Origin of the sequence: Labilibaculum sp. DW002, assembly GCF_029029525.1 — a bacterium.
Taxonomy (GTDB): Bacteria; Bacteroidota; Bacteroidia; order Bacteroidales; family Marinifilaceae; genus Paralabilibaculum; species Paralabilibaculum antarcticum.
The window spans coordinates 1,473,598-1,486,051 of record NZ_JAKJSC010000001.1; the positions used below are offsets into that span (position 1 = coordinate 1,473,598).

Here is a 12,454-nt window from a genome sequence, read left to right on the forward strand (position 1 = left end):
CACAGCATGAACAAACTTAAATTCCTTTACTTACTCTTATTTATTTCAATACTGGCATCCTGCTCAAAAAGCAGTGATGCGCCTAATTCCCCCGAAATACCAGAAGATTTAAATCCAAAACACCTTACAATTTTCAGTGTTAATGATGTTCATGGACAAATAGATAATTTCTCTAAGATCAAATCCATTATCGACAAAGAAAGAGAATCAACAAATGTACTCGTAGTATCGGGCGGCGATCTATTTTCTGGCAATCCCGTTGTCGACAATCATCCTGAGAAAGGATATCCAATGATAGACCTAATGAATCGAATTGGATTTGATGCAGCTGTAATCGGTAATCATGAATTTGACTATGGCACTCAATTTCTCAAGAAACGAATGGAGCAATCAGATTTTGCATGGGTATGTGCAAATGTAGATATGCAAAATTCAGACGTACCAGAACCATTTGAATACAAAACAATAACAAAAGAAAACATAAAAATATCTCTACTCGGCTTAGTTGAAACCAACGGAAAAGATGATGGGATCATTCCTTCAACTCATCCATGGAGAGTTAAAGACATTCTATTCGAAAGAGCAGAAGACATCGCTTCACTTTTTTCCAAGGTAAAAGAAGAGGAAAAATCGGACTTATACATCGCCCTAAGTCATTTAGGGAAAAATGGCGATAGTAACTTAGCAAACAACTTCCCCTATTTTGATTTAATAATAGGTGGTCACTCGCATTCAAAATTATCTACTGAAGTAAATGGCATTCCAATCTTTCAGGCAGGTAGCAATCTTAACTATTTAGGTAAAATTTCGCTTACAGTCACAAACAAAAAAATCGAATCAATTTCCTACGAATTAATCGAGCTAAACGATATTAATGAATATGACTCAGATTTAAAAACGCTTATCGACGAATACAATAATCAGGAATATTTAACAGATGTGATTGGTTATTCCAGCAGATACCATGATGGGGGTATGGTTGGTTGTTTCTACACCGATGCTTTACGAATTAAAATGAATGTTGATGTTTGCTTTCAAAATACAGGAGGTATTCGCTCAAGCTTAAACGAGGGAAATATTACAAAAAGGGAAATTTACGAAATAACTCCTTTTAATAATGGGACGGTAATTTACACGATGTCTGTTCTTGACATCAAAAAATTTCTGCGAGGATCGGGATCTGGCTTCTACTATTCTGGAATAAAAATTGAACAGGTTGATCGAGATGTTGAAATAAGAGATCTTCAAAACAATGTACTGGACGATGAAACGACTCTAACAGTAGGACTAAATGATTATATTCCTGCGGTTCATGATAGTTACTTTCCAGACAATGCACAAATACAGTCAATGACTGATGCAGAAACGATTATTAGTTATTTAGAAGAAACTTCAAATCAAGTAGATTACCCTATTTGCGATCGTTATTTTAGAATGAATTAACCAATGAATATTAAAATGATCAAGGCTATTTACGTTTTGATCATTTTAATATATCAGCCCATTTTCTCCACTCAATTTCATATACGGCATGAGGAATATTTGTCTCTTCTGTGGATATATACAAAGAATCATTGTCATCAAAAACAATTGCTTCTGTTTGTGCTCCACCAAGCGAGCTTAGATCCAAACGCAAACTTTTCCCTGAAAAGAAATCTGTTCCTTTATAGGATGAAAATAGCAACACATAAGTGCGATAGTCTTTGTAACCAACCAATGCCAATACCTTACCATCTGAGCTAAGATCGGCACCTGTAATCAATAAATCTGCATCAAACTCCGCTTTCACCTTCAAGCTTTGATTTTTAAAATCTTTCGACGCCACATACATTCGAGTTTTATAGTCAGCCCAATTTTTTGAAAAGAAATACAAGGAATCACGAAAAGCAACAAAAGCTTCACAATCGTAATCATGATTTTGCTTTCGTGGGACAAACACATCTTGATCTGCCCAAGCAAGTGGCATTTCCTCGGCCTCAATTGAAGAACTATCTTGTGAGCTGAAACTTGATTTACGAATCCGAAGCACTCTTAAATTTTTTCGAACACCAAAATTATTTCCAAAATCACCGATATAAATATAATCCTTATCATCCGTTACATCTTCCCAATCCAGGTTCTTAAAATTGGAAATTGCAAGTTCCTTCTTTATAACTCCTGCTTTGTTGTATGCATATAAACTCGCTGCACAGTCGCTATCGTTATTCACCCAAAACAAATCTTGATACCAAACCAAACCTGATTGTTCATTCACTTTTGCTGATAAAGAATCCGTTACTAATACAGGTTGATAAACAATTGACTCTAAATCAACTCCTTCCCCCTTAATATTTGGTTCAGAAACTGAATTACGAGAACAATAATTGCAAGAAAAGAGGCCAAAAAGTATGGTCAATAGACTTAAAACGATCAGATTTTTCACAGTTTATGATTTAGATACAGCACAAATCTGAACAAATAAATTGATATTATCAATCATTCACAATATGATAATCAATTTATTTATATACATCCAATCTCACAACCAATCCCAATTGAACAATCAATTAGGCAGTATTCTGCGGTAGGTAAAGGCTTAATAATTGATACAATAAATCTTCATTAATTGGTTTTGGAATATAATCCTTAAAGCCAGCTTCTTTTATTAGCTTCTTATAACTCTTTAACGCATATGCTGTTTGCGCAATGATAGGAATATTTGGTTTTGCATTTAGTATTTTTCGTGATGCCTCATATCCATCCATTAATGGCATTTTAATATCCATTAAGATTAAGGAGATAGACGATTCCGAATTCACCAGATGAATACTCTCTTGTCCATTTTTTGCCCAAATTACGCGAGCTGCAGTTGGGCTCAACATCTCATTAATTAACAAGTAATTGTATTCAATATCTTCTACAACTAAAATAGTTTCTCCAGCTAACTTAGGTGGCAACACTTCTATTTTTTGAGACTGCTCTTGCTCACCTACAACAACATCCGAAAGCTTAAAGTAGAAAGTTGTTCCTTCACCTTCTTTCGATTCCAGACACAATTCTCCATTCATTAATTCCGAAATCTCTTTACATATTGCTAATCCTAAACCAACTCCTGACTGACTACATACCAAAGGATCTTCTACTTGACGAAAAACATCGAAAATAATATCTACATCCTCATCCTTTATTCCAATACCAGAATCCGACACACTAAACAAAACATCATTATCAATCACCCTATAACCATACTCAATTTCCCCTTTGTTGGTATACTTAATTGCATTGTTAAGCAAATTAGTTATTAGTTGCATTAACTTCGTTTTATCTGCAGTAATAAACACTTCAGAATTTGCAAAACTAAACATCTGAGTAGTAAGATTAGACTTACCATGTTTCTTTATCTCAGCCTTTACATATTGCTGTAAGGTTAGATAAAAATCCGATAAGGAGAATTCTTCTTCTTCTAATTTGGCTTCCTTTGCTTGCAATAAGGAAACATCAAAAATGGACTCAATAATGTTCAACAAATGTTTTCCACTCGAATTGATAATTTTATTCCATCTCTCATAACTTTCTTTCTTTGTACTCGCCTCTCCCAAGCCGCTAAACCCAATAATTGCGTTTAATGGAGTCCTTAACTCATGCGACATTGTGGCTAAAAAAGTTGATTTAAGTCGATCACTCTCCTCTGCCTTTTCCTTCGCTAGTATCAATTGCTCTTCAAAATTCCTTCTATAAAAAACTCCTGCCAACATATCAGCAAGGGTGTAAAGAAGATAAAAGTCACTTTTATTCAAATTTGGGCTACCCTCAAGTACATCAAAGCCAATAAATCCGAGTAAATGCTCACGATAAAAAAGGGGCAAATACAATCCTGACTTTTCCTCAATTTGAATCCCAAAATCCGCAGAACGAAAGGCTTCTGCTGGCAAATCAGCTAATGACGCAATGTAAATTTGTTCGTGTTTCTGAAACTTATCAATCCACCAATTTAGTTGCTCTTTAGGTATCTCTTTTTGTCCTTTTAGTAAACTTGGAACATTCTTAGCACACCATTCATGAGAGTTAACCACTTTTGATCTCATTTCATCGATAAGAAATATGTAAGTTCGATCTGCATGAATCATCTTAGAAATATTTTGCAGAGCAAGACTAATTACTTTATCAAATTCACTTCCTCTTGAACTAACAAATTCAGCAGAAATATTACTAATTAATTTTTCTATTTGTGATTTATGATCTAGTTTCTCTGCGGCTATTTTTTGCTCACTAACATCCCTAACAATAGACTGAATGAAATATTTTCCATTAATCTCAATGACATTTGCATTGATAACCACAGGAAATACTTTCCCCGTTTTAGTAATGTGTTCGGTTTCGAAACGAACCCTTCCAAAATTTTTAAGTGATTCTCTTATACGATCCAACTCTACAATATCCCATTCTCCTTTTCCTGACAAATTAGGAGGAGATAAATTCAGAAATTCCTCTCTCGTATAACCATAGCGTTGTATTGCTATATCATTCACCTCAATAAAAGTCTGAAATGCTGATTCTTTCCATGGATGAACAAAAACTGCTTCATTAAGTGAGTTAAACAGTAAACGGTACCTGGCTTCGCGCGACTCAATCTGCTGTTGTGCTAATTTTCTCTCTGTAATATCGCTTATATAACCTTCAATAAATAAAGTTTTATTCGATGAATCTTTGATGGTAATTCCTTGTTCAATCACCCATTTAATAGTTCCATTTTTAGCAACTATTCTATATTCTACACTAAAACGTTCATCCGTTTCACTTGCTTTATTAACAGCATCTACTACAAGCTTTCTATCATCAGGGAAAATAATATCACTGAATGAAATTCTTGCATTTTCAATAATCTCATCCACTCTATAACCAGATAAATCATACACTCCGTCACTAATAAAAAGCATCGTCCATCTCTCATCAGCCAAGCATCTATAAACCATACCTTCTAAATTCCCCATCAAGGTTGAAAGTTGCCTCTTTGCTTCATTTATTTTTTTTTCTGATTTTTTCGAATTTGTTACATCTCTTATGATTGACGTGACTTCACCCAATTCATTGTTACTCACTCTAACTTCAAAAAAATACTTCTTATTTTTTTGTGATGTTATCTGATATTCAAAAAGAATAAGCTCTCCAACGTATTTAAACTGCTTTTGTTTTTCTAAGAAGAGCTGGTAAAAACCTGTTTCAAAAACGTGTTCAATCTTCTTGCCAATAATAATTTTCTCTTTAAAGAATAATTCTTGATTCTCCCCATGAAAATCTAAAATTACACCATCCTTATCTACTCTTAAAATACGATCAGGAATAGTTGTCAGAAGTGCTTTTGATCGTGCAATGCTATTTATCAGCAGTTCATCCTTTTCAAGTCTTTCCGAAATATCCTCAAAAACAGTATATACGATATCAACATCCCCTGAGTGATCGATTAATGGAATAGCTGTCAAATTAATCCACACATAATCTTTTTTTCGAGAATTATAAACCCCAATAATTGTATTTGCTATCTCCTTGCCTGTTTTAAAGACCTTTTTTGCAGGATGCATACTTGCGGTCATTTCTTTTCCATCCTGATAAATATTTTTTACCGGAGGTTCAAAACGTTCAATATTTAAAAGTTTCTCATTGGTAACACCTAGAATCGTTGTAGCAGCCGGATTTGCGTAAATAATCTTGCCTTGCCTATTCCGATGAATCACACCAAGTCCTGTAGATTTGAATAACAGTTCATACTTTCCAACCGATTTTGATAACTCTAATTCTTTAGCATAGTTCTCCTTTTCTTCTTGGATTTTTTTTACTTGCTTTTCAAGAGTTACTATTCTTTCCTGATATTCTTCAAGATTATTCTTAGAATCTTTTGATGAATTTTTATGATTTTCCTTTGGCATATGTCACTTTTTCACACGTATATATACTATACAACATTACATGTGAATAAGTTACAAATTATATTCGGATATTTATATCTTGATATATTTATTTATCTGCATACTAAATATCATATTCCGATGATTGCTTAATCTCTTTTATCACGAAAGTGCTATTTAATACGCCAATATTTTTGATTTTAGACAATTTGTAACGAACAAATTCATGATACTCTTCTAAACTTCGAACATGAATTTTAAGAATAAAATCGACTTGCCCTGCAACGTGGTAACATTCCTGAACTTCCTTTAAATCTTGAATTTGCTCCTCAAACTCATCAATAAAAGCCTCGTTATGATATCGCATGGAAACTTGGCACATGGCAGTAACAGTTCTACCAATTCTTGTTTTATCTAAAATTGCTACATACTTTTTAATAAAGCCTTGATTCTCCAGTCTTCTTATTCTTTCATAAACTGGTGAAACTGTTAGACTCAGCATGCTTGCAATTTCTTTTGCTGTCTTTTTTGAATCGGTCTGTAATATCCTTAAAATCGTCTTATCGGTTTGATCTAAACTTTCCATATCAGAAAAAATTACTCCATTTATAACGTTTGCATAACATTTGAAAGTGAAAAACACTTTACTTGGCGCTAATTTCGGTAATTATTACTTAATTACAATGGGAATGTATGAAATATAACGGAAAGGTCGTTACTTTGCTAGCAAATAGTACGGAACAACACAACAAACATATAGGTTGCTTGCAACCAAAAACAAACACAACAACAAACACAACAACACACTACAAAAACACCTCTTTCCCTTCCTGGATCGAGGTTTTTTTTATTCCACCAACTCAAAAAAAAAAAAATGCGCCCGTATGGACGCATTCCTCTTGCTTTATTTGTTTTATCTTATTTCGTTAATTCATAAGCATCCGTTTTGCCTTTCTTCACTGCAGGTATACCATCAACCATCCAAGCAGGAGCAGTTTTCCCTTTTAGATAGTAATCGAAGAATTGCATCATTCTGATGGATAAGTCCATTCGGTTAGGACGTTTTTTCAAGTTATGTGCTTCGTTATTATATGAAAGCATCCAACATGGTTTTTGCAAACGTCGCATTGCCACGAAAAATTCAATTCCTTGGTACCATGGCACTGCACCATCATGATCGTTGTGCATAATAAGCAATGGTGTTTTAATTTTTGGAACCGAGAAAATAGGCGAGTTCTCTAGATAATGTAATGGTTTCTCCCAAAGGGTACCACCTATTCTACTTTGTGTATGCTCATATTGGAACATTCTACTTCTGCCACTTTTCCATCTGATTCCTCCATATGCAGAGGTCATATTACTCACAGGAGCTCCGGCCATAGCACATTTGTAAAGGTTTGTTTTTGTCACCAAGTGAGCAATTTGATAACCTCCCCAACTTTGTCCTTGTAAAGCAACGTTTTCTTTATCGATAAAATCAAAACGATCCATCATTGCAAGAGTTCCGGTAACTATTGAACTGTATGCACTTTCTCCGGGATGACCAACTTTAGGATAGGTAATGTCTGGCATGAAAATCAAGTAATCATTACTTACGCAGTATGTTGGGTTAATTATAGACCAATTAGGCTGAGGCACATAATGCTTGTGTAAACGATCACTAACTCGTTCGTAAAAATAGACAAGCATTGGGTATTTCTTATTAGGATCGAAATTTTCAGGTTTGAAGAGCATTCCTTGCAACTCTTCTCCATCTCCCGAAGTCCATTTCACCAATTCAACATCTCCCCACAAGTAATTTTTCTGTTGTGGGTTTGCATCAGATATTTGCTTTAGCTCTGATAAATCAAGCTTACTTGTCCACAAGTTCGGATACTCCTTAAAAGTTGATTTCGTCCAAAGTAATCGATTTGCCTTCTTTGCTTTTAATGTTTTTCGATAGCTAACATCTTCGAACACCAACTGTTTTGGATCATCATCCTTCTTTAACTGAAAATATCCTGATTTTTTTGAAAATTCATGAAAGGCACTTAATAATACTGTCACATTCAAATCAACAAACAACTCATCTTCATCCAACTTTTCGTAATCGAAGCGGATATGATTTCTACGTCCGAATCCATTGGTAATGTTTTCAGCACCCTTCACTCCTTTCGGATCTAGCTTCCAAAAATCATAACGATCCTGTACAATCACATACTTGTCATCCTTTGTCCAGCCAACAATCCCATACGGACTAGGATCACTAGGTGTATCGTGAGTTTCATTGTAGAAATTTGTTTTTATTTTAGCCGTTAATGCAATTGTTTTTTTAGTGTCAATCTGGTAAGAGTACCACACACTATCTCGCGATTCGTACCAATACATGTAATTCTGAGCTGGAGAAAGATTAACCCTGGAATTCATTTTTTCCAAAACCAATTCCCTCTTTCCGGATTTTGTATCAAGCAAATAATAATCTGAATACCAATCATCCCAAGAAGTTAATTGCTGGTAGGGTAAATTTGAAGAACCTAAAGCAAACTGTTTATTTCCATGATCAAATAACTTTACCTTTGGCATTTCTTTATCAGCTAACTGAACCAACTTGTTATCAGCAATATTATATACCGCTAACCAAGTTCTTTTCTTTTCCTTCTCTGCCTGCAATTTTTGTTGTGGTTGCAATAAAGGATCTTTCCAATTCCAAACATCAACTTTATATTTTTCCTCATCTAATAAGGTGTCTTTTGGCTCATTTATTGGTTTTGGAGCTACTCCAAAATATAATTTATTCCCATTTTTAGAGAAGTATATCTCACCATTTTCACTAGCTGTCCACTTGTCTTGAATTTCAACAGTATTCGTATCAACTAATCGATTTAGCTGATCCATCTTCAAGTCTTGATAATACAAGTCAAAGGTTTTATTCTCAACTGTATCTGCAGAAAAAAGAAATGCCAACTGATCGCCATTGTTTGCCAATGCGGTATTCTTAGCTAAACCTTCTTTTTCGAAAACAGTTTTTACTTCTTCATTTTTAGCTAAAAACCAATTTACTTTTGAATTTTGAATACTATCTCCTACAACTTGCACAAAAGAAACTGCATTTCCATTTTCTGACAAATTGTAATCTGCCACATCCTTGTATCTATGCTCTTTTCCTGATAGAAAATTTAGAATCACCAATTCTCCTTTTTTAACATCGTACTTTCCTTTCGAGCCTTTTTTCTTTTCTTCTTTGCCCTTATCCTTAATGGAATCATTTGCCAAACTATCCTTTTTCGCCTTTGGCATTTCCAATAAAAAAGCCAGCCATTCTCCTTTTTCTTCTGGTGTTTTCACAGATTTAAATTCTGCAAAACGCTGAATAGAATTCTTATTTAAATTCCATACTACCAAAGAATCTTTGGGTTGTTTCTCTTTTTCAACCTTATCCATTTTAGCTTTTCGAATGGTATCAAACTGAGCTTTAATTTGAAAACACAACACATCCGAATTAGGCGTAAACACAGCCTTATAACCACGAGAAATAGAATCTAACTTTCCTGTATTTACTTCATACAAATACAAATATCCATCTCCTTTTTGTGGATTTACTTCATAACTAACCCATTCTCCATTGTTCGATATTTTTTGATTTTTCAAATTCTTCCAATGGTCGTAATCAGAATGTTTTAATGACTGCTTTGAATTTTGCGCCATTGCACTGCCTACAAAAAGGCATAGCAAAATGAATAGTAATGACTTTCTCATGACTCGAATAATTATCCTTTATAGTGTTTAGTTGTCTCTCTTACAAATGAACCAAGGATTTAATAAATCCTCTTTATTATATGAAATCTCCTCCTCCGAATTTAAGTGTAGAACTTTTCCTCCAGAAGCTGTTACAATCGCATGCCCAGCAGCAATATCCCACTCCATTGTTGGAGCATATCTTGGGTACACATCAGCTTCCCCTTCTGCAATCATGCATAATTTCAAAGAACTTCCTTTAGAAATCAACTCAACCTCACCGTGTTCTTGTTTTAGTTTCTCAATAAAATCGGTTGTTTCCTGACTCATGTGCGAACGAGAACCAACAACACGCACAGTAGATCTGTTTTGCTTTAATGGTAGCTTTTCAGATTCTAAAACCAATTGATCCAAAGTGCCAGTCCAATCTTCAATATTATTTATTAGGAAAGCACCTAATTCCTTATCCGAAAAATACAATTGTTGATATACCGGAACATAAATTACGCCAGCAATTGCTTTTCCATTTTCTATTAAAGCAACATTAACCGTAAACTCATCATTTCGTTTGATGAATTCCTTTGTCCCATCCAATGGATCAACGATCCAACAGTAATCCCAAGCTTTACGAGTTGTGTAATCTAGCTTCTCGCCTTCTTCACTTAAAACAGGCACTCCCAATTCATCTAAAACAGAGACAATTGCATTGTGCGCTCTCTGATCAGCAATGGTTAAAGGACTGTTATCGGATTTAATTTGGATTTCGAAATCGGTAGAATTATATACTTCGATTATTTCTTTACCCGCCTTTAATGAAGCAGAAATTGCGGCTAAAAGAAGCTCTTTTCTTTTACTAAAATTCATGTGTAAATATGCTTTTCAACCCTTTTGGATTGTAGAATTATCAATTAATAAAAATAAATATAAGACAGTATGGTAACGGTAACAATCATATAAATAATCGTGAGCGGAAAACCAATCTTAAAGAAATCCTTAAAGGTATAACCTCCTGGTCCATAAACCATTAAATTGGTTTGATATCCAATAGGAGTCATAAAATTAGCCGCAGCGGCAAATGCAACAACCAGAACAAAAGGCTCAGGATTTAAATGAAGATTTAAGGCCATGGTTAAAGATATCGGAAACAGGATAGCTACTGCTGCTTTATTGGTAATGTAAGCTGCTAATACCGATGTTATTAAATATACACCAAACAAAACACCAACTCTACCTAAAGGAATAAAAACCGAAATTAAAAGGTCGGCGAGAATCTGAGCCAAACCAGATTTAATCATTGCAGTACCAAAAGCCAAGGCTAAGGAAATGATAAGTGCCAAGTTAAAATCGACTCGTCCTGCAATATCCTTTGGATTAGTAATTTTTAAGCCTAAAATGATAATAATCATTACCACCAATGTCATAAATAACGGAACGATATTACAGGCAGAAAGTAAAACTGCTAAGACTGTTCCACCTAACAATAATCCAATTTTATATCCTTCTTGCTTTCTAAACTCTTTTACTTTCGAGATAAAATAGAAATCCTGTACCAAGTGAGAACGATCAACAAAATCATCACCTCCTAATAATAAGAGAACATCACCTGCTCGTAATTTCACTTCCCCAATTTTACCATTTACTCGGCCTCCATTTCTATGGATTCCAATGATAGCAGCATCGTATTGGCCTCTAAAATTAGCTTCTTTTACCGTTTTAGATATCAGTGTTGAATTATGAGAAATTACAATTTCGACAACCTCAATGTGTTTTTTATGTGTTAACATTCCAACGGTAGGCAATGTCAATCCTGAATTCGGAAGCACTAAATCGGCAATTGTTTCGGTATCCCCAGCAAAAAGCAATCGATCTGCTTCTTGCAGTCGGTATTCATGAGAAACAGCAGAAATTCGAGTTTCTCCTCTATTTATTTGAAAAAGATAAAGGCCTTTTAAATTTCTAAGATCTGCCTCCTCAATTGATTTCCCAATTAAAATCGAATTTGGTTTTACATGTGCTTCAACAATATATTTTCTAGTATTTTCAGAAAATTCACCTAAAACATCCTCCTTTTCGGGCAACCATTTTTTACTGACAAGAAGCAAATAAATTGAACCAATAAACATCATTGGAATTCCTACATATGCAAAACTAAACATATCGAGAGATTCCAAACCAGGTATGATCTTTTGGTCGACAACCATGCCATTCACAATCAGGTTTGTTGATGTTCCAATAAGTGTTATACAACCTCCTAGAATGGCAGCATACGAAAGAGGTATTAATAATTTTGAAGGAGATATTTTATTTCGTTTGCTCCAACTATGCACGTATGGCATCATAACAGCAACCAAAGGCGTATTATTCAAAAAGGCAGAAAAACTTGCCACAAGAAATATCATCCGAGCCATAAATTGTCGGTATGATTTTGCCTTCCGAAAAACCTTATCGAATAGTGTTTCTACAATTCCTAAATCTCTAATCACATCACCAATCAGCAGAAGCATTAAGATCACAACCATCTGATCGTTAGCAAAACCACTCAAAATTTCCGATGGTGTAAGAATTCCAAAAATCCCTAAAACAACCACTCCAATAAGGAAAGTAAAAGCAGGTCCAACCCACTCTTTATAGAATGAAATTAGAATAAAAACCAATACGATTAAAACAACGATCGCATCAAATGAGAGCATAGACTAGGATTTGGATATAGATTAAGAGACGAAGATACAAAAATACTAGCATCTGAAAGCGAAAAATACAATCCTTTCCGATTATGAATTGTTAAACAAATTTAATTCATAGCCATAAACTTATTCTCTTCTATATATGCAAGCTTAAAAAAGTTAAATTTGTGCTCA

At 34.4% G+C, this 12,454-nt stretch carries 7 protein-coding genes; 1 reads left to right on the plus strand and 6 read right to left on the minus strand.

Annotated features, from left to right (window positions below; translation table 11 throughout):
• Positions 1 to 6: 6 nt before the first annotated feature.
• Positions 7 to 1,443, plus strand: a complete 1,437-nt coding sequence (locus L3049_RS05600; RefSeq protein ID WP_275108817.1) for a bifunctional metallophosphatase/5'-nucleotidase — start codon at positions 7 to 9, stop codon at positions 1,441 to 1,443.
• Between the two features lie 40 nt (positions 1,444 to 1,483).
• Here the strand turns inward: L3049_RS05600 and L3049_RS05605 are convergent, their stop codons facing one another.
• The 6 genes from L3049_RS05605 to L3049_RS05630 form a co-directional block, all read right to left on the minus strand.
• Entirely contained in the window at positions 1,484 to 2,422 is a 939-nt protein-coding gene (locus L3049_RS05605) for a hypothetical protein (RefSeq protein ID WP_275108818.1), read from the minus strand.
• Between the two features lie 124 nt (positions 2,423 to 2,546).
• Positions 2,547 to 5,903, minus strand: coding sequence for a PAS domain S-box protein (locus tag L3049_RS05610; RefSeq protein WP_275108819.1), 3,357 nt, complete (start codon positions 5,901 to 5,903; stop codon positions 2,547 to 2,549).
• 103 nt (positions 5,904 to 6,006) lie between these two features.
• Positions 6,007 to 6,468 (minus strand): Lrp/AsnC family transcriptional regulator, encoded by a 462-nt coding sequence (locus tag L3049_RS05615; RefSeq protein WP_275108820.1) that lies wholly within the window; start codon positions 6,466 to 6,468, stop codon positions 6,007 to 6,009.
• Between the two features lie 332 nt (positions 6,469 to 6,800).
• Complete coding sequence (locus L3049_RS05620) at positions 6,801 to 9,617, minus strand: alpha/beta hydrolase family protein (protein WP_275108821.1); 2,817 nt, start codon at positions 9,615 to 9,617, stop codon at positions 6,801 to 6,803.
• A 27-nt stretch (positions 9,618 to 9,644) separates the two neighbouring features.
• A complete protein-coding gene (cysQ, locus tag L3049_RS05625) occupies positions 9,645 to 10,460 on the minus strand; it encodes a 3'(2'),5'-bisphosphate nucleotidase CysQ (RefSeq protein WP_275108822.1) in 816 nt (271 codons plus the stop codon).
• A gap of 44 nt (positions 10,461 to 10,504) precedes the next feature.
• Positions 10,505 to 12,286, minus strand: coding sequence for an SLC13 family permease (locus L3049_RS05630; RefSeq protein ID WP_275108823.1), 1,782 nt, complete (start codon positions 12,284 to 12,286; stop codon positions 10,505 to 10,507).
• Positions 12,287 to 12,454: the final 168 nt, after the last annotated feature.

What these genes read in the sequence shown, in the direction of transcription:
- L3049_RS05610 (WP_275108819.1), bottom strand. Translation starts at nt 5,903, where the DNA reads ATGCCAAAGGAAAATCATAAAAATTCATCAAAAGATTCTAAGAATAAT.
- cysQ (WP_275108822.1), bottom strand. Translation starts at nt 10,460, where the DNA reads ATGAATTTTAGTAAAAGAAAAGAGCTTCTTTTAGCCGCAATTTCTGCT.
- L3049_RS05620 (WP_275108821.1), bottom strand. Translation starts at nt 9,617, where the DNA reads ATGAGAAAGTCATTACTATTCATTTTGCTATGCCTTTTTGTAGGCAGT.
- L3049_RS05630 (WP_275108823.1), bottom strand. Translation starts at nt 12,286, where the DNA reads ATGCTCTCATTTGATGCGATCGTTGTTTTAATCGTATTGGTTTTTATT.
- L3049_RS05600 (WP_275108817.1), top strand. Translation starts at nt 7, where the DNA reads ATGAACAAACTTAAATTCCTTTACTTACTCTTATTTATTTCAATACTG.
- L3049_RS05615 (WP_275108820.1), bottom strand. Translation starts at nt 6,468, where the DNA reads ATGGAAAGTTTAGATCAAACCGATAAGACGATTTTAAGGATATTACAG.